At 64.2% G+C, this 19,715-nt stretch carries 6 protein-coding genes; 2 read left to right on the forward strand and 4 right to left on the reverse strand.

Annotated features, from left to right (window positions below):
* Positions 1-3 precede the first annotated feature (3 nt).
* Entirely contained in the window at positions 4-627 is a 624-nt protein-coding gene (locus MLB1_RS17480; RefSeq protein WP_180751107.1) for a GAP family protein, read from the forward strand.
* Positions 628-630: 3 nt separating this feature from the next.
* Here MLB1_RS17480 and MLB1_RS17485 read toward each other — a convergent pair whose 3' ends face one another.
* Genes MLB1_RS17485 through MLB1_RS17500 form a run of 4 tightly spaced genes read right to left on the reverse strand, consistent with a single transcriptional unit; the run spans position 631 to position 8,081 of the window.
* Entirely contained in the window at positions 631-2,379 is a 1,749-nt protein-coding gene (locus MLB1_RS17485; protein ID WP_180751108.1) for an AMP-binding protein, read from the reverse strand.
* A 51-nt stretch (positions 2,380-2,430) separates the two neighbouring features.
* Positions 2,431-3,597, reverse strand: a complete 1,167-nt coding sequence (gene pe / locus MLB1_RS17490) for an acyltransferase PE (protein WP_180751109.1) — start codon at positions 3,595-3,597, stop codon at positions 2,431-2,433.
* Positions 3,598-3,654: 57 nt separating this feature from the next.
* On the reverse strand, positions 3,655-6,627 hold the full coding sequence (locus tag MLB1_RS17495) for an RND family transporter (RefSeq protein ID WP_180751110.1): 2,973 nt from the start codon (positions 6,625-6,627) through the stop codon (positions 3,655-3,657).
* Positions 6,628-6,659: 32 nt separating this feature from the next.
* Positions 6,660-8,081: a condensation domain-containing protein gene (locus tag MLB1_RS17500; RefSeq protein WP_180751111.1), complete on the reverse strand. Its 1,422-nt coding sequence runs from the start codon at positions 8,079-8,081 to the stop codon at positions 6,660-6,662.
* A 299-nt stretch (positions 8,082-8,380) separates the two neighbouring features.
* Here MLB1_RS17500 and MLB1_RS17505 point away from each other — a divergent pair, with 299 nt between their 5' ends.
* The gene (locus MLB1_RS17505; RefSeq protein WP_180751112.1) at positions 8,381-19,585 is read left to right on the forward strand and encodes a type I polyketide synthase; all 11,205 of its coding nucleotides are present in this window, start codon (positions 8,381-8,383) and stop codon (positions 19,583-19,585) included.
* The last annotated feature ends 130 nt before the right edge of the window (positions 19,586-19,715 follow it).

Consider the following 19,715-nt stretch of genomic DNA (forward strand, 5'->3'; position numbering starts at 1 on the left):
TCGATGTGGCTCACCCTGTTGGTGATGGCGGTGGCGGTGAGCTTCGAGCCGTTCCGCCTCGGTATGACCGTGCTGATGCTGAGCCGGCCACGTCCCGGGCTGCAGTTGCTGGTGTTTCTGTGCGGCGGCTTCGTGATGGGCATCGCGGTGGGATTGGTGGTGCTGTTCGGTCTGCGCGGCACGGTTCTGGGTGCGGCGCAGTTCACGCTCCCGCGTGTGCAGTGCGCAATTGGCGTGCTGGCGTTGGTAATTGCGGCCGTGCTGGTATCAAAGGTGCGGGCGCCGGGCAATATGCGCTGGCCGACAATCGGCCCCTCGCTGTGGGTCGCTTGGGTGGCCGGGATGGGGATTGCCCTGCCGTCGGTCGACTATCTGGCGGCGTTGGCGATCATTCTGGTATCGGGGTGTCCCGCAGCCACTCAGGTCGGCGCGCTGCTGTTCTTCAACGTGGTGGCGTTCGCCGTGGTGGAGATTCCGGCGGTGGCGTTCCTGGTCGCGCCGGAGCGCACCCGCGGCCTACTGGCAGCATTCAACGGCTGGGTGCAACGGAATCGCCGGCGCAATATGGCGCTGGTGCTGGCGGTGGTCGGATGCGTGCTGCTGGCTGTCGGCATCGCAGGCATCTGACGGCTAGGCGTCCAGTCGGGTGAACTGGTCCTGCCAGTACCGCTCGACGCAGGCGGCGCGCTGGATCTTGCCGCTCGTCGTGATGGGAATCGACCCGGGCGACACCAGAACGAGGTCCTCGACATTGAGACCGTGGATATTGGATATCGCGGAGGTGACGTCGCTCTTGATCTCGCTGAGCCAGTGCATCGCCGCTGCGTCTGAGTCTCCTCGCTTCTTGAGCTCGACGACGGTGACCAGCTTCTCGGTGCTTTCCAGCTGGACCGATATCGCCGCTACCCGACCACGTGTGATCTCTTGGACCGTCGCCTCGATGTCCTCGGGATAGTGATTACGCCCGCGGATGATCAGCAGATCCTTGATGCGCCCGACGATGAACAGCTCACTCTCGGAGACGAAACCCAGGTCACCGGTTCTCAGCCACGGCCCGGCGGTTGTGCCGGGCGTCGGGTCGATGAGCGTTGCGCCGAAGCACCGCTGTTCATCCGGTGGCCTGCCCCAGTAACCGGCCGCGACATTGTCGCCATGCACCCAGATCTCGCCGATCACGTCAGGCGGGCACTCCCGGTGTGTGTCGGCGTCGACGATCCGTAACACGGGTGACTGCGGCAGTGTGTAGCTGACCAGTGCCGAGCCGGTTCTGCCCCGAATTCGCCGAGCGCGGCCGGTGGACAACTCGTCGGTATCGAAGCGGACCGCATCCGATGATGCGCTCCATTTGCCGCTCGTCACGAAGACCGTTGCCTCGGCCATCCCATAGGACGGACGCAGCATATGGTCCCGAAAGTTGAAGTGAGCAAACCGATCGGCGAAACGTTCCAAGGTGGCCTGCTCGACGCGTTCTGCGCCGTTGATGATGCCCAGTACGCCGCCGAGGTCGAGCCCGGCGAGGTCACTGTCGGCGGTTTTGCGGGCGGCCAGATCGAAGGCGAAATTGGGTGCCGCAGAAAAGGTATGAGCACTCTGGGCCAGCGCCTGCACCCATCTGGCGGGTCGTTCCAAAAATGACACCGGACTGCTCAAGTCGGCGTGGTAGCCGCCCAGGATCGGTGCGCAGACGCCGAGCACCAGGCCCATATCGTGATAGAAGGGCAGCCACGACACGATGGTGAGATCGGACGGGATGGTGACACCCGAGCGTGCGAAAAGACTGCTCATCAATTGCTCGAAATTGACCTGAAGGTTGCGATGCGAGAGCGTGACCCCGGTCGGTATTCGGGTCGAGCCCGAGCTGTACTGCAAATATGCGATATCGGGCGGGTGAGCCGTCTCGATGCTTGGCCCAGTGTCAACGTCCAGGTTCATCGCATCGATTTCGACGAGCTTCGGAACGATGTGTAGGTGCGCGCCGTCGAGGTACTGGGCGACATCTTCGGTAACCGCGGATGTGGTGAGCACAAGTGTGGGCGAGGTGTCGTCGAAGACGGCACTTACCCGATCAAGACTTGAGCCGCGGTGCGGCATCGGCAGCGGCACCGCGATCAGCCCGGCCTGCATGGATCCCAGGAAAGCCAGAATGTAGTCAAGGCTCTGCGGGGCCAGGATCACTGCCCTGTCGCCGACCGACGCGTGCAGGCTGAGTTCGCGGGCCACATTCAAGGTGCGGCGGGATAGTTGCGACCACGTGAGGCTTTCGGAAACACCGGCCGGGTTGTCAGCGAATTCGGTGAAGGTGAATGCGATGTCGTTCGGGCGCAGGCTGGCACGGCCGTGCAACATCGAGAGAATCGATGACTGGGGTGTCGGCGTCACAGGGTCATGTCCATAGTCATGTCGGTACTGATTGGGTTATCGGGGGATTCGTCAGTGCGCGCCGTCGGCGCGGGTGCCATTGCCCAGCACGGCCAGAGCGCCACTGGTGATCTGTGAAAGCGGATCGGCACCGCCGCCGAAGGTCGCCTGATTGGCCGGCGCCGTGACTTTTGCGGGGTCGAAGCCGTGCACCGGGTCCACACTGATCGGTGCCGTCGCCGGGTCGTCGTTACGCGAATAGCCGGCATCCACTCGGGGCTGCAGGATCGCGTCGAGCCGGTTCAACGTCTCCTCGGGGACGCCGAGGTACTTGAAGCCCAGCACCAGGGGAAGGTGCTGCTCGGGGATGAAGTACGTCGTCGTCGTCGCGCCCTTGGAGTTGACCTCCGTGACGATGTTGCGCGCTGGAATCATGCTCGGGTTGGTGAACGCGATCGCCGTGTGACCGGTGGCCAGGCCCGCGATGGCGTTGGCGACCGCAAACAGGTTATCGGGTCGGTCCGGCCAGTCGGCGATGCTGTCGTAGGCCGAGATGAACTGGTCGGTGTGGTACTGACTCTCCACGGGGGCGGGTATGGGGTAGTCCATGAACGGCACGACGGAGCCGACGGGGAAGTTCTGGGTCAGGAAGCTCTCGCTGAAGGGGCTTTTCGCGATCGGGTCGCCGAACGTCGCGAAGGTCAATGTGTCCGGTGCCGGTGCGGTCGGATCCGTTGCCAACGCCGATTTGACGGCGTTCAGCACAAGCGCTCCCTCGGACAGCCCCATCGCCGTACCGGGACCGCCGTTGCGAATGGCGTTTTCGAGGTTGGGTTCTCCGATGTCGACCGACTGGCCGATGCTGGGGCCGTCCAGACCGAGGCCGGGCAGGATTTTCTCGCCCACCGGGCCGATGCCGGGGAAGAAGCGTTCCAGGGTGTGGCCCTGAATCTGTCCTGCGGGATACCAGATGTTTGCCCGTTTCATGCCCGGGAACCAGTCCTTGCCGGTCATCCGGATGTACTCGTCGTAGGGGATGCCCAGCACATGTGCGCCGCCCAGGGCGTATGCGGTCCGGTCCGGCGATACCGGCGCGGCCATTGGTATCCCGCTAGCCGAAATCCCGGGAATCGGTGGTCCCGGAACTTGCGGGTCATCGGCCACCGCGGACGGGATGCCGAAACAGCCTGTCATGCTGGCGACTACCAGCAGGGCCGCTCCTGCGAGGAGGTCTTTCATCCGTGCTCCTGACCGCTCGGCTTCATTTTTCAGTCTCACATACATGACGAGTGCCTGCTAACCCCGTCGCTTGCTTACCCGCGATGGCCACCAGTTCGCCTGCCCCACCAACGCCGCGATGGCAGGAACCGTGATGGTCCGTACCACAAAGGTATCCAACAGAATTCCCACGCCGATGATGAAGCCGCCTTGGACCACGATCCCGATGCTGGAGAAGAGCAGACCACCCACCGATGCGGCGAAGATCAATCCGGCCGCGGTGATGACACCACCCGTCGAACTCAAGGTACGGATGATGCCGTACCGCAGGCTGTGCGGTGACTCGTCGCGCATTCGCGATACGAAGAGCATGTTGTAATCGGCGCCCACCGCGACCAGCACGACGAAGGCCAACGGCGGCACGGTCCAATGCAACTGTTGGCCGAGGATGTATTGGAACGTCAGCACGCCGATACCCATCGCCGCGAAGTACGAAATCACCACCGAACCGACAAGATAGAGGGGAGCGACGATCGCCCGCAGGAGCACCATCAACGTGAGCAGAACGATGATGATCGTCGCCGCGATGATGAATCGAATGTCCTGCTGGTAGTAGTCGCGCGTGTCTCGTAGGGCGACGGGGAACCCGCCCATCGATATCGTGGCGTCGGCCAGAGTGGTGTTGGGCTGGGCACCCCTGGCTATGCCACTGATCTCGTTGACCTGGTCCATCGCCTCGGGGCTGAACGGGTTGAGCTTCGTTTGCACCAAATACCGCACGGAGTGGCCGTCCGGTGAGATGAATGCCTGTGCGGCCCTTTGGAAGTCCGGATTGTTCAGCACCTCTGCGGGGATGTTGAAGCCCGCCTGTGATGGGTCCGCGGCGTTGTTCTTCATCGTCAGTAGGAAGTTCGATGCCTGGTTGAGACCGTTGACGATCACCTTGATCTGCCCGACGAGTTGATCCACACCGCCGGCCACCTGCTGGCTGCCGCCGGCCAGGCGGTCGGCGCCCTGTCGCAACTGGTTGAGGCCGGCCTGCGGGCCGCCGGGCTTGTCCAGGCCCATGGCCTGCAGCCCGTTGACGACGCTCAGGAGCGAGGTGTTCAGCTTGGTCACCGTGGCGGAGAGGGTTGCCTTGTTGCCCTGGGAATTTCCGAGCTGATGAGCGAGCTGATTGATTTCGTCCAGGCGTCCGCTGTTGCGCTCGCCGACAAGCCGCTCGAGCTGGCCGCGGGTGGTGCTGCAGGAGTCATCGGCATCGCAGACCGGGTTGGCCTGCAGCGCGTTCAAGACCGGGTTGATCCAGGCGAACATGTCCTTTGCGGCGCTGAAGTTCCAGCCCATGTCGTTGGCGAGCGCGTTGATTGCGTCGACGAGCTTGGCGGCGTTGTCCACATTCCGCACCAGCTCGTCACCGCCGGATTTGGTCTTCAGCGAGGCCGACGCGTCGAGCAGACTCTGCAGACCCGGGACGATCTTGTTGAGCTGGGTGCGTAGGTCGCTGAGGCTGTCGGCCAGGGTGTTGGCCCCGGATGTGAGTCGATTGAGGTCGCTGTTGCGTTGGCTGATCTGGTTGGAGCCGTCGGCCAGCCGGGTGCCGACGAGCCCCGCCTGATAGGTGGCTCTGAACTCCGGCGGCACCTCGCCGAGTGGGCGGGTGACACCGCTGACCAGGCCCACGTTCGGCAGCTGGGCGACACGGGAAGCCATCTGTTCCAGGTCGGCGAGGGCCTGCGGGGTGCGCAGGTCACGCGGTGACTGGATGAGGATGTACTCGGGGATGGACTGACTGAGGGGGAAGTGGCGTTCCAGCGCGGCGTACCCGACAGAACTCGGTGCCGACGCCGATACGGCCTTGCGGTCGTCATAGTTGTAGCGCGCGAGGAGCGCGCAGCTTCCCAGCAGGACCAACACCAGCACACTGGCAACCAAGTGTGGAATTGGCCTGCGGACAATGCGTATGCCGGACCGTCGCCAGAACCCGGCAGTCAGTTCGCGCCGGGGTTTGACCCAACCGCGTGGCCCGGCGAGCACCAGGATTGCGGGCAGCAGTGTCATTCCGGACAGGTACGCGACACCGATCCCGATCGCCGATGACACTCCGACCGTTTTGAACACGCCCATCTGGGCGAAGCTCAAGAACAAGAAGGTGATGCCCACCGTCGTGGCGGATGCGGTGATCACCTTCCCGATCGACATCATCGCGGCCCTGACCGCCTGGTCGTAATCCTTACCCGACCGCAGATAGTCGTGATAGCGGCTGATGAGGAAGACGGCGTAGTCGGTCCCGGCGCCGGCCAAGATCGCGCTCAAGAACACAATCGATTGGTTTGAGACCCCTGCGCCGGTCGCTTGTGAGTAGCCCGCCACCACTGCCTGTGCGATCACCAGTGACGACCCGATCGTCACCAACGGAAGCATCATCGTGAGCGCGCTGCGATAGACCAGTAACAGCACGGCGAGCACCAGGATGCCGATCGCGAGTTCGATCGGCAGGCGATCACGTTGACCCGCGACGGTGAGGTCGGCGACGGTGGCCGCGGGACCGGTGATGTGTACGGCCGTCGGACTGCCGTCGATGCTGTGCTGGATGAGGCCGGTTACCCGGTTATAGGAGTCGAAGGCCTTGGGTGTGCCCAGCTCGCCCGCGAGGCCCACCGGCAAAACCCAGGTCTTGTTGTCCTGACTTGTCAGGAACTTTCGAAGTTCGGGCGTGCTGATGAAGTCTTGCACCGATACAACGCCGGTCAGGTCGTGCCGGAGTGCGTCCACCACCTTGCGGTAGGTCGCTGCGTCGTTGGGCCCCAGTCCGTTCTCGTTGATGAACACGACGAGGAGGAGGTCATCGTTGCCCGATTCGTGGAACGCCTCGGTCATCTTCTTGGCGGCAACACTTGATGGTGCGTCGCTGGGCAAGATGGCGAGTGGATGCTTCTCGGACATCTCGTTCAGCGAGGGGAACGTCAACGGCAGGGCGATCGCCAGCGCGACCCACACGCCGATCACCGCCCATGGCCACCGCACCACGAGATCGGCTAGCCGCCGCATATCATCCTCATCCTTACTCCGACATTGCCAAGCTACGCGACGCGTCCCCAGTGCCCGCTGTCAGCGACCCGCACGCACACAGACTTCATGGCCTCCATGTAGCGGAGAGCTGATTTCTCGGCGACCGGGTTGTCGGGATGCATGATCGCCATCACGGTGCCTTCGCCGTACCGGAATATGTAGACAGTCAACTGATAGGAGAATCGGCCGTCGGGATAGATTCCGATGTTGTTGGCAAGGCCCATCTCGCCTGCCGCGAGAATGGCGTTGAGCGGGGCAGCGCCGCCATGCAAGAAGTTCGTCACCGGAAAGTTCGGCTCTGGCCACTTCAACCACGGGGCCAACTCCAGTACCCGGTAGTAGGGCACTCTCGCCATGTCCAGACTGGAATCGAAGGCGGTTTGCGCCGCATAGGCGGCATCGTTGAAGGAGGTTGCCGCGATCGGCACGACGATCGGGATCAGGCCGGTGAACCAGCCCTGCGTCATGAAATTGTCGCTGGCCGTGCGGGAATCCCTCGGAGTGAGCCCGTAATACGTTAGAGCCCCGGTGAATTCGTGCTCAACCAGGCCGAGGCAGGCGAACAAGCCGCCGACGAAGCGCGCGCCGGCCGCCGAGCAGGCCGACTCGAAACGATCGGTCTGATCTGCGCTCATCAGAGCCAGGGAGGTCATATCGCTGCGGGTGGACTCGGACGGGCTGCCGAGGGGAAGCGGAAACTCGGGAAAGGTCCCGTTGTTGTTCTCGGCGAAGTCGATCCATGCGCGCACCCCCGGCGAATCCAAGGTCAACGTTGACGTGAATTCCCTTTCGCGCGTACAGAAGTCGTCAAAGCTTCCGGCATCGGGAAGCGCCAGGGCCTGGCCGCTCGCGGTCAACGCCGAGTACATCCCGTTTGCTTCCATCATCGTGGTGCCGATCAGTGTCGCGTCCCCGTGGACGTGATCCATGGCAGCGAAGAACGTGAAGTGATTTTCGTTCTGGATGATTCCGAAGGTGAAGCATCCCCATTCCAGGGGGCTCGGTATATCCACGACATGACCGCGTATTTCGTCAACTGTCATGTGACCCTGATCGACCGGCGCGAATTCAATGTCAGCTGGATCGATGATCGCGTGCCTGACGAACTCTCCGTCGTCGGTGTGCGCAAACCAGCTGCGGAATGTGTCGTGCCGTCGCAGATATGTGTTGAGGGCGTGGTCCATTGCGGGAATATCGCACTGACCGGGCACATCACAGCTGGCGATGATTTGCCGGGAAAAGTTTAGTCCCGAGGCTGTGCGTTCGTAGTAATTACGAAGATGCTGGCTCTGCATGTAGCTGATTGGCACCGAACTCACAGGTGCTTGTAGGGCTTTCTCGGCGGCAGTGGGGGTAGGGTGCCAGGAGGTGACGGAGCCGGGACTTAACGTCCATTCATTAAGTGCGCCAACGGTTATCGTGCCTATGCGCAAAACACTGTCCCTCTCAATCGGCCGGGCCCCGCGTCCGGTAACACTCGTTGCCGGATCAACATACCCTCGGTTCGGCGAACTGTGGACCACCCGGCGAAACTGGGAAAACATATGCGGCACATGGCATACCGGAAATAACTAGAACTTTGAGTCCGGGTAAATTGATTTTTGGTAACACCCGTGGGCGTGATCTTGTTCGGCTAGAGTCGCGTTCACACCCCCCGACGTGCCGCGTCACATTGGCGAGCGACGACGTCTCGGGTCACTTTCTCATCCGCCGACGCAAGGAGGCCCCCAGTATGAAATCCGCCGAATATCCGATCGGGCCAGCGCCGAGTTTCGCAATCATCGGCTACGCAGCGCGTTTTCCGGGTGCCGCGGACGCGGACGAGTTCTGGGATGTGCTGCGTGAAGGCCGGGACGCGATATCGGAGGTGCCTGCCGACCGATGGGATGTCGACGAGTTCTTCGACCCGGAGCCTGGCGTGCCCGGCAAGATCGTGACCCGTCGTGCGGGCTTCGTCGATGACGTGACGGGGTTCGACGCACCGTTCTTCGGTATGTCGACGCGCGAGGTCAGATTGATGGACCCGCAACACCGGCTGCTTTTGGAGATGGCGTGGCGCGCGGTGGAGCATTCGGGCACCGCGCCAACGGCTTTGGAGAACACCAACACCGGTGTGTTCGTTGGTTTGGCCACTCACGATTACCTGGGAATGGCCTCCGATGAGCTGACCTATCCCGAAATCGAAGCCTATATGGCCATTGGGACGTCGAACGCTGCGGCCGCGGGCCGGATCAGCTACCGGCTGGGGCTGCAGGGACCCGCGGTTGCCGTCGATACAGCGTGCAGCTCGTCGTTGGTAGCAATTCATCAAGCGTGCCAAGCGCTTCAACTCGGAGAGTGCGACCTCGCACTGGCCGGCGGCGCGAATGTTCTGCTGACCCCCGCAACAATGATCACGTTCTCTCACGCGCATATGCTCGCGCCCGACGGCAACTGCAAGACCTTTGACGCGGCCGCAGACGGCTACGTGCGAGGCGAAGGCGCAGGTGTCATCGTCATCAAGCGTCTTGAGGACGCGATCCGCGACGGCGACCGGATCAGGGCCGTGATCCGGGGTAGCGCGATTAACCAGGATGGCGCATCGGGCGGGTTGACGGTGCCCAATGGCGTTGCTCAGCAGCGTGTTATCGCCGATGCGCTCAGGCGTGCCGGCGTCGCGCCCAGCGATGTCGGGTACCTGGAGGCACACGGCACCGGGACATCGCTGGGCGATCCGATCGAGGCTCAGGCAGCCGGTGCGGCGTATGGCATTGGCCGCGAAGCGAACGATCCACTGTTGATCGGCTCGGCGAAGACGAACATCGGACATCTGGAGGCGGCCGCTGGTATCGCGGGTGTCATCAAGGTCATCCTGTCGCTTGAGAACGAGCTGCTGCCGCAGCACCGCAACTTTCAGAACCCGTCACCGCACATTCCCTGGGACCGGCTGCTGGTGGAGGTCGTCAAGGAGGCCACCCCCTGGGAGCGCAACGGGCGGCCACGCATTGCGGGAATCAGCTCGTTCGGATTCGCCGGGACCAACGCTCACGTCATCCTCGAAGAGGCTCCGGAGCGGGCAGCGGCACCGATCGAGACGACCGGGGAGCACCGGTCGGATGTCGCCGACGGTGCGGCTCCGCGGTCGGATGTCGCCGACGGTGCGGCTCCGAGATTCAGCATTCTCCCGCTCTCAGCGCGGACGCCCGCGGCATTGGCGCAGGTCGCCGATCTGTACCGCAGCTGGTTGAGCGAGCACCCGGAGGCCACCTTGGGGGATGTGTGCTTCACCGCCGGAGTCGCGCGAGCACACCTGGAGCACCGGGCCGCCTTGGTGGTCAATTCGAGAGAAGCTGCCGTCGAGCTGCTCGGCGCTGTCGCGGATGACCGCCCGGCGCCCGGTCTCGGTAGGGGAGAATCCCATGACACGCCGAAGACGGCGTGGCTGTTCACCGGCCAAGGCAGCCAGTACCCCGGTATGGCCCGTGAGTTGTTCGACACCGAACCGATCTTCGCCGAGACACTGAGTCGATGCGCGGCCGTGGTCGCTGATGTTCTCGAAAAGCCTTTGCTGGACGTGATTTTCGATGTGGACGGTCCGGAAAGAGAAGAGACGCTGCGGCAGACGTCCTACGCGCAGCCCGCCTTGTTTGCGGTGGAGATGGGTTTGGCTCGGCTCTGGCAATCGTGGGGCTTCGAGCCGGACGTGGTGCTGGGGCACAGCGTGGGCCAGTATTCGGCGGCGTGCGTTGCGGGCGTGTTCAGTCTCGAGGACGGCGCGCGGCTGATGGCCGAGCGCGGCCGCCTATTCGGCAGTCTGCCTGCGGGCGGTCGGATGGCCGCGGTGTTCACCGACTCCGCGCGTGTCGAGAGCCTGACCGACGAGTTTCCGAGTCTGTCGGTTGCCGCCTACAACGGTGCCAACACCGTATTGTCCGGGCCCGCACAGGATCTGGAAAAAGCGGTGGCGGGGCTAGTGGCAGGCGGAGTCCGATGCGACTTTCTGGAGACCAGTCACGCGTTCCACTCGGCCCTGCTGGACCCGATCCTCGATGAATTCGAGTCATATGCGAGTCAGTTCAATTACAAGACTCCACAACGGATTCTGATCGACAACCGGACCGGCGCGGCGCTCGGCAGGAGCGTGAAACTCGATGGCGCCTATTGGCGTCGCCACGCGCGCCAACCGGTGGAGTTCGCCAAGAGTGTGCGCACCCTCGCCGACATGAATTGCAAGGTGTTGCTCGAGATCGGTCCACAACCGGTGCTCACCGCCGCAGCCTTGCGGGCCTGGCCCGATCCGGCCACCGCACCACGGGCGATCGCGTCCCTGCGTCGAAACACCGCAGACCACCGACAGATCACCGAAGCCGCTGCCGACGCATACGTCTTGGGGTACCTGCCCGAGTTCGGCGCGTTCCAGCACGGGCACGCACGAAAGCTCGACCTACCCACCTATCCGTTCGAACGTCGCCAGTATTGGTTCAGCGACAACCGAGACAACCGAGATGCCCCGAACCAACAGCCGCGCATCGGCGGACCGCGCACCGAGGCTGTCCGGCTACTCGAGGACGGAAAGATCGAGGAACTCGCGAATCTACTCGACGGTGCGGGCGGCGACGGACAGACTCTGAACGTGCTGACCAGGCTTGCGGCGCAACACAACCAGCAGCGCAGCACCCAAACCATCTCGGATGACCGCTACCAGTTCCGCTGGGAGAAGTCGCCCACGCCACTCTCCGGTAAGGAAACCGGCGCGGGCATTACCTGGCTTCTCATAGGCGAGGTATCTGGCGCGGCTGCGCCGCTGGTCGACGTGCTGACCGCACGTGGGCATCAGCATCGGATCCTCGGGTTGCCGGCGTCCGACGCCGACGAGCAACAGCTCGCAGATGCGTTGCGCGCTGCGGCGGCAGGCGCCTTGGCGCAGGAACAAACGCTACGCATCGTGCACGTCGCGGCACTCGACGCGGGTACACCCTCGACGCGGTCGCTGCTGCGGATGCAACACCAAGTGTTGGGTGGAACGCAGCGGCTCTTCCGTGCCGCAGCCGCCGCTGAACTGCGGACTCCCATCTGGGTGGTCACCCGTGGCGCACTGCGAATCACCGACGCGGACACCGTGGCGCCGGAGCAGAGTGCCCTGTGGGGATTCGGCCGCGCGGCCGCGCTGGAGCTTCCGCAGGTGTGGGGCGGACTCGCCGATCTGGCTGATGCCAGTGCTGACGAATGGTCACAGTTCATCGGTCGCGCCTCGGCATCGAGCGACGTGGCCGTCAGGGAGGACCAGATCGCGTTGCGCGATCAAGCGGTCTACGTTCCCCGGCTGGTTCGGCGGGAGGAACTGCCCAGCGGTAAACCGCTGGAAGTGCGTGATAACGCAACATATTTGGTGACCGGAGGGCTGGGTTCGATCGGACTGGAGATCGCCGGGTACTTGGCCGCCCGCGGCGCCAAGAATCTGGTGCTAACGAGTCGGCGCGAACCCAGCGAGGCCGCGAGGCAGCGCATCGACGCACTGGGCGCACAGCACGGCTGCAAAGTCCGGGTCGTCACCGCCGACGTCGCAGATGCGCACGACGTGGCACGCCTGCTGGCGGGCGTGCAGGCTGAGCTACCGCCGCTGGCGGGCATCGTCCACGCTGCGGGCGAGATCGGCACCACCCCGCTCAGCGGCCTCGACGACGCAGAAGTAGACCGCGTCTTCGCCGGTAAGGTTTGGGGTGCTTGGCATTTGAGCGAAGCCGCCCTGGGCGACCCGACCCTGAAGCTCGACTTCTTCATCAGCACCTCCTCCATCGCATCGGTGTGGGGTGGCTTCGGCCAGACCGCCTACAGTGCGGCCAACGCCTTCCTCGACGGGCTCGCCTGGCGTCTGCGGGAGCAAGGCATTGCCGGAACCAGCGTCAATTTCGGTCCGTGGACGGCGGGCATGGCCGACGCGGAATCCCGTGCGCGACTGGAACAACGTGGGATCAAGACGTTGTCGCCGGCCGATGCCCTGGCCGGCCTGGCGGACGTCGTGGCGGCCTCCGCGGTGCAGGGCGTCATCGCCCGCATCGACTGGGCGCGTTTCCTGCCGCTGTACCAGCAGGCAGGGAGACGAGCATTCCTGGCGGAGCTAGAGCGCGAGGTGCCCTCGCATCTGACCGCGTCGCCGGCGGTCACGCAGTCGGGCAAGACGCAGTTGGTCGAGCGGCTCACGAACGCTCCCGTTCAGCAGCGCAAGAAGCTCTTGACCGACTACCTGCGCGACGCGGTGGCAGAGGTGACGCGCGTGGACGTATCGGAGATCCGCGAGGATGCGGGGTTCTTCGACCTCGGCATGGATTCGCTGATGGCCGTCGAATTGCGACGTCGCATGGAACAAGGCGTGGGCAAGGAGATACCCGTCACCCTGGTGATGGATCATCCACGCATTTCCGATGTTGCCGACTACCTGCTCGGCGAGGTGCTCGGGCTCAACGAGCAGGTCAAGTCTGCGCCTCGGCAGGCGACGACACGCACGGACGAACCGATTGCGATCGTTGCGGTGTCGTGCCGATTCCCCGGTGCGCCCGACCCGGAAGCCTTCTGGGACTTGCTGTCCGGCGGTGTCGACGCGATCCGGGAAGTCCCGGAGGACCGTTACGACATCGATGAGTTCTACGACCCGGATCCAGAGGCCGCGGGCAAGACTTACACGCGCTTCGGTGGATTCCTCGACGGAATCGATGGGTTTGATCCTGAATTCTTCGGCATCTCCCCGCGTGAAGCAGTGTGGATCGAGCCACAGCAGCGGCTGATGCTGGAAACGGTATGGGAGGGCTTGGAGAGGGCCGGCTACTCGCCGGCCGCGTTGCGCGGCAGCCGAACCGGCATCTTCGCGGGAGTGGGCGCAAACGAGTATGCGCACCTGCTGTCGTCGGAGTCGCTCGACAAGATCGAGCCCTACTTCATCACCGGCAACGCGCTCAACGCCATCTCCGGCCGGGTTGCCTTCGCGCTGGGACTTGAAGGACCGGCGGTGGCTGTCGATACCGCATGCAGCTCGGCCTTGGTGGCCGTTCATCAGGCCGTCCAGGCACTGCACTCCGGCGACTGCGACTTGGCATTGGCCGGCGGTGTGAACGTCTTGTTGAGTCCGGTGACGGTGATCGCGGCCTCGCGCGCCAGGATGCTGTCGCCCGTCGGGCGATGCAAGACGTTCGATGCGTCCGCCGATGGCTACGTGCGCAGCGAAGGCTGCGGAATCCTCGTGCTTAAGAGGCTGAGCGATGCGCAGCGCGACGGCGATCGGATCTGCGCGGTCATTCCCGCCAGCGCAGTGAACCAGGATGGCGCCTCCAGTGGTCTGACGGTACCCAACGGCGGTGCACAGCAACGGCTTATCGGTGCTGTGCTGGACCGGGCCGGTCTGGAAGGCGGAGACGTCGACTACCTTGAGGCGCACGGCACGGGTACTCCGCTGGGTGATCCGATCGAGGTTCAGGCGGCCGCGGCGGCCTACGGTGGCTCGCGTGATGCGGACCGGCCGCTGCTGATGGGATCGGTGAAATCCAATATCGGTCACACCGAATCGGCATCCGGCGCAGCAGGTCTCATCAAGGTGGTGCTGTCGCTTCAAAACGGGGTGTTGCCGCGGAGCCTGCACTTCGACAAGCCGTCGCCGCATATCCCATGGGACTCGCTACCAGTGCGGGTCGTGGACGAGGCGATTCCGTGGCAGGCCAACGGCAGGCCGCGGCGCGCCGGTGTGAGTTCGTTCGGATTCACCGGAACCAACGCGCACGTGCTGATCGAGGAGGCGCCGGAACAACCGGCGGCCTTGGACGAAGGTGCTACCGACGTCACAGATGGCGCGCCGGAACCTCAGGGCGACCAGGCGAGTGTGCTTCCGCTGTCCGCGAGGTCACCGGAGGCACTGGTCGCGGTGGCGCAGCGTTATGAGTCATGGTTGGCCGCCCATCCGGATGTCGCCATCGAGGATGTGTGCCTCACGGCGGGGAGAGGCCGGTCGCACTTCGAGCATCGCGCCGCGCTGGTCGTGGGTTCGGTCGAGGCCGCTCGCGAGGGGCTGGCCGAGCTGGTCCAGAACCGTCTGCGCCCCGGTGTCGTTCGTGGCGAGCATACGAATCATCCGACGACGGCATGGCTGTTCACCGGGCAGGGCAGCCAGTATCCCGGGATGGCGCGTGAGTTGTTCGACGCAGAGCCGGTTTTCGCCGAAACCGTGACGCGTTGCGCTGAAGCAGTCAAGGACATCGTGGCGCGTCCGTTGCTTGAGGTGATGTTCGCTACCGATCGCGAAACCGGTGGAGAAGCTGGGAAAGTCCTGCGGCACACGTCATTCGCGCAGCCGGCGATCTTCGCCGTCGAGATGGGCCTGGCCCGGCTGTGGCAGTCGTGGGGCATTGAGCCCGATGTGGTGCTGGGGCATAGCGTCGGCCAGTATGCGGCCGCATGCGTGGCAGGAGTGTTCAGCCTCGAAGACGGTGCGCGACTGATCGCCGAGCGTGGCCGACTGTTCGGCAGCCTGCCCGCGGGTGGGCGAATGGTGGCGGTGTTCAGTGACGCTAAGCATGTCGAGCAGATCGCGGGCGAGTTCCCGCGAGTATCGGTCGGTGCCTACAACGGACCGAACACCGTGCTTTCCGGTCCGGGCGAGGACGTGGAACATGCCGTCGCGCGCTTCGAGGGAGACGGAATCCGCTGCACCTGGCTGGAGACCAGCCACGCCTTCCACTCGGAATTACTGGATCCGGTGCTCGATGAATTCGAGTCGTACGCAGCACAGTTGGAATTCGCGGTCCCTACGTTGCCTCTCGTCTGCAACCGCACCGGTGCTGTGCTCACGGCTCAAACCCCGATCGACGCCCAGTACTGGCGACGGCATTCCCGCCAACCGGTGCAATTCGCCGAAAGCGTTCGCACCGTGGCGGCACTGGGTTGCGCGGTGTTGATGGAGATCGGTCCGCAACCGGTGCTGACCGGGGCCGCGGTGCAGGTCTGGCCGGAGCACTTGGCCGCACCTCGGGCAGTCGTCTCGCTGCGTAAGGGCATCGACGACCGGCGCCAGATCGCCGATGCACTGGCCGCGGTCTACGTCAGCGGCCACCGACCTGATTTCGCTGCGCTGCACCGTCGACCCCATCGCACGCTCGAATTGCCCACGTATCCGTTCCAGCGCAGGCGTTTCTGGCCTAAGACGTCCGGTATCGCGATAGACGGTCCCGCGGTCTCCGGAATCCTGGGAAGTGGGAAGGACCTCGCCTCTGGCGATTCCGTCTACACCAGTCGGTTGTCGGTCAAGTCGCAGCCATGGCTGTCCGACCACGTCATCTACGGCACCGTCGTGGTCCCCGGCGCTACGTATGCGGCGATGGCCTTGGCTGCGGTCGGCGCTCCGGCACGGGCCAAGGATGTGTTCTTCTACGAGCCGATCATCCTGCCGGAGAAGAGCTCTCGCGAGGTACAGCTGTCATTGCATCCGCTCGAGGATGGCGGTGGGTCGAAGTTCCAAGTGCACAGCCGTCCATATGGTGAACGCGATGCCGAATGGTCGTTGAACGCCGAGGGCACGGTTGTCACCGGCATCGACGACAGCACGGATAGCGTGGACAGCACAGCCGAGTCGACGTCTGAGGAGGAGCCCGTTGATGCGGCCATCGAGCGGATGGAGCGCATGCGTCCGCACGAGTTGTTCGAAACCTTCGCCGACCTGGAACTGGCATGGGGCCCAACCTGGTCCGGTTCACTCAAGTCGCTGTGGCTTGGTGAGGGTGAGGCGATCGGCGACGTCCTTGTCGGTGAGGAACTGGCCGAACAGCTGGGAACCGAACCGATGCACCCGGTGCTGATGGACCTGTGCACCGGTGTCGCGTTCCCCGCGTTCCCCGCCCTGCTCGCGGCAGAGCAGGGCGTCAGTGATCTGTTCCTGCCCTTACGGTATGGGCAGGTGACGTTGAAGGAGAAGATGCCTCGGCGGTTCTACTGCCGAGCGCGGTGGCACGAGAGCGCCCTCGACAGCGAGACCCAGGTCTTCGATCTCGACTATCTCGATCGGGATGGCCGTCATCTGGGCGGGATTCGTGAGTTCACGGTGAAACGTGCGCCTCGCGAGGCGCTGCTGCGCGGTCTGGGTGGCGACGCCACCCGACTGCTGTACACCCTTGGCTGGCACGAGGTTCCGGCACCGCCCTCCGAAGACAACACAGCCGAGGCCGAAAATGCAAGTGGCACCTGGCTGATCGCCGGATTCGACGAACTGGCCGCCAAGGTGCCGGGCTGCATCCCGCTGCATCGGACCACTGATTCGGAGCTATTGGGACAGGTGTTGGTACAGGCGAAGGAGAGTGGTCTGCCGTTCTCCGGCGTCGTGTGGCGCGCTGCCGCGCCCAACCCGGAGGAGTCGAGCACCGATATCGCCGCGCGCGTCGAGGCCGAGATCGCCAACCTGCTCAGCGCCGTGCATACCGTGCAGGGCGGTTCCCAAAACGGCGGCGTGAAACTGCCCGGCGGGCTGTGGATCGTGACCGAGGGGGCTGTGGCCACCGAATCGGGCGAGCCGGTCGATCCGGTGCAGGCCGCGCTGTGGGGATTCGGGCGAACCACGATCAACGAGGAACCGGCGCTGCGCGCCAGACTCGTCGATTGCGACGGATCGCCTGAGGCCGTGCAGGCACTGGCGAATTTGTTGGTTACTCCGATTGAAGAGCCGGAAATTGCACTGCGCCAAGGCAAGCTGCTGGCCTCCCGGTTGTTGCCGTGGGCACGCAGCGGGCATCTCACGGTGCCGCGCGGAGGTGACTACGTACTGGCTCCCACCGAACGTGGTGCGATCGACAACCTGAGGATCACCGAGAAGGACGTGGCATCGCCGGACGAGGGCTACGTGCAGGTGCGGGTTGAGGCCGCGGGTCTCAACTTCCGCGATGTGCTCAACGTTCTCGGGCTCTACCCGGGCGATCCCGGACCGATCGGCGGCGACTTCGCCGGTGTCGTCACGCAATTGGGTGAGGGTGTCACCGGAGTCGAGGTGGGCCAGCGGGTCTACGGCTCCATGCAGGGTGCTTTCGCCAGCCGATTCAACGTGCCGGCCCAGTTCCTGGCGCCGATTCCCGACGGGATTAGCGCGGTCGAGGCCGCCACGATTCCCGCTGCGGCGCTGACGGTGCGGCTGTCATTCGACTGGGCGCAGCTCAAGCCGGGTGACAAGGTGCTCATCCACGCCGCCAGTGGTGGCGTCGGGCTGGCGGCCATCCAGATGGCCCAACAGTTCGGGGCAGAGGTGTTCGCCACGGCCAGCACCTTCAAGCGTGCGACACTGCGTAAACTGGGTGTCAAGTACGTGTACGACTCGCGCACAACCGATTTCGCCGATCAAATCTTGGCGGACACAGACGGTGCCGGCGTGGACGTGGTGCTCAACAGCCTGACCAGCGAAGGCTTCATCGAGGCGACGCTGCGAGCCACCGCCAAGAACGGCCGTTTCGCCGAGATTGCCAAGCGCGATATCTGGACCCCGGAGCAGATGACCGAGGCCCGTCCCGATATCGCCTACGAGATCGTCGCGTTGGACACGGTGATGTTCCAAGAGCCCGAACGCATTCGGGCTCTGCTGACCGAGGTGTCGGAGGGATTGGCCAAAGGCGAGTGGACGCCATTGCCCGCCGAGATCTACCCGCTGACCGAGGCCAGGACGGCGTTCCGCCGCATGCAGCAGGCCCGGCACATCGGCAAGATCGTGTGCCAGATGCCGAATCCGCTTGCACCGCGGCCGGATCGAACCTATCTGATCACCGGTGGTCTCGGTGCGATAGGTCTGCACACCGCGGCGTATCTGGCCCAACTCGGTGCCGGTGACATCGTGCTGACCAGTCGGCGTGCGCCGGATGCGGCTGCACAACAGCTGATCGACGACATCACCGAGCGGTACAAGACCCGCATCCATGTCTTCTCGGCCGATATCGGCGAGGAGTCCGAAGTCGCGAACCTGCTGCAGCGGATTCGCGCGGAGCTGCCACCACTTGCCGGGGTGGTACATCTGGCGGGTGTGCTCGACGATGCGCTGCTGGGTCAGCAGAGCGTGGAGCGATTCCGAACAAGTTTGGCGCCCAAGGCATTCGGTGCCGGTTACTTGGACAGGTTGACGAGGGGCGACGATCTGGACATCTTCATCGTGTCCTCCTCGGTGTCGGCGTTGTTCGGTTCACCGGGTCAGTCCAACTACGCGACCGCGAATGCACTGCTCGACGGTCTGGTCGCGCAGAGACGCTCGCAAGGCTTGCCCGCCACCGGTATCAACTTCGGTCCTTGGGCTCAAGGTGGCATGGCTTCGTCCGAGGCCGCGACCGCGAACATCAGTGCGCAGGGCCTGATTCCGCTGGAACCGTCGGCGGCACTCGCCGCTCTCGCCGAGGCCATCGCCAACGGAACCGGCCAAGCCACCGTCATCAAGGCGAACTGGCAGCGTGCCGCCAAGGTGCTGGGTAGTTCGCGTCCGCCGATCCTGGACCTGGTGTTGCCGAGTGCCATCGGGGAGGTGACCGGTGATAGCGAGTTGCTCAATCAGCTGATGGAGATACCGGTGCCGCAGCGGGCCGGTTTCGTCACCGAGTTCCTTCAGCGCGAGGTGCAGAACTTCTTGCGGTTGGCGCAACCGCCGGCTGCAACGAATCGGTTCCTGGACCTCGGCACGGACTCCCTGATGGCGATCGAACTCCGCAATCGGTTGCACAGCCAGTTCGGCGGCAAGTTCACGATCAACGCGACAGCGGTATTCGACTACCCGACCATCGGGGGGCTCGCCGAGTATCTCGTGGGCCAGCTGCCCGACGCAGGTTCAGAATCGGGCGACGCAGAGTCCGTCGAAGGGCCTGACGTGGGTTCGGAGTCGGGCGAGGCAGAATCTGTCGAAGCGCCCGAGTCGAAAGATGAACCGGCCGACACATCCGTTCACGCGGTGACGACATCGGGCTAAACCCGACGGCGAGCGGGAAGATCCGGCGGGCGGAGTGCGTTAACTACTACTGGCTCGGCAAGTTCACTACCGTGGACGTCGGTCCGGATGTCGAGGTGTGTGTCAGCCAGTAGCGAGAGGGGAGGCCCGG

Source organism: Mycobacteroides sp. LB1, from assembly GCF_013449725.1.
Lineage (GTDB): Bacteria > Actinomycetota > Actinomycetes > Mycobacteriales > Mycobacteriaceae > Mycobacterium.

Coding starts and splice junctions, on each gene's coding strand:
- MLB1_RS17480 (WP_180751107.1), top strand. CDS start 4: ATGTGGCTCACCCTGTTGGTGATGGCGGTGGCGGTGAGCTTCGAGCCG.
- pe (WP_180751109.1), bottom strand. CDS start 3,597: ATGAAAGACCTCCTCGCAGGAGCGGCCCTGCTGGTAGTCGCCAGCATG.
- MLB1_RS17495 (WP_180751110.1), bottom strand. CDS start 6,627: ATGCGGCGGCTAGCCGATCTCGTGGTGCGGTGGCCATGGGCGGTGATC.
- MLB1_RS17505 (WP_180751112.1), top strand. CDS start 8,381: ATGAAATCCGCCGAATATCCGATCGGGCCAGCGCCGAGTTTCGCAATC.